We start from the raw sequence: 574 nt of genomic DNA on the forward strand, positions 1-574 counted from the left end.
TTCTAGTTATCCTTATGATACTAACATTTGAACCACTTGGTAAAATTAAAAAGCATGAAGAACATCTGCCTGATGTAAGTCTTCGTGATTTTTACAATAGAAACAAAAGTTTCTTTGTTGTACTTCTATCTGTTGTACTACTTTTTTTCACTCATAATGTACTTAATAACTTTTTAAGAAATATAATATTAAGCGTAAATTATGGAACTTATGAAGTAGGTGTTTGCTATACAGTATCTTCTTTAAGTGAATTCCCAGTTATGGCATCAATACCATTACTACATAAAAAATTCAGTTACTACACTCTTTTCTTAGTATCAGCAGTAGGATTTAGTTTAAAGGCAATTATGCTGGTTATTGGTGCTTTATCTGGTAATATATACTTAATCTATTTTTCACAACTATTCCAAGCACTAGGTTTTGCTATATACATACCAGTTTCACTATTCTACATAACAGATACTTTTGAAACAAGAGATGTAATTAAAGCTCAAGCATATATAGGTACTGCTCTAACATTAGGAAGTATTTTAGGTAACTACATAGGTGCACAAATTTGTCAAAATATTTCTAT

At 29.1% G+C, this 574-nt stretch carries 1 protein-coding gene; it reads left to right on the plus strand.

Annotated features, from left to right (window positions below):
- Window positions 1-574: MFS transporter (locus IMK15_RS06330; protein ID WP_192942290.1), on the plus strand; the 574-nt coding region annotated here is incomplete at both ends.

The organism is Sneathia sp. DSM 16631, from assembly GCF_014892235.1.
GTDB lineage: Bacteria > Fusobacteriota > Fusobacteriia > Fusobacteriales > Leptotrichiaceae > Sneathia > Sneathia vaginalis.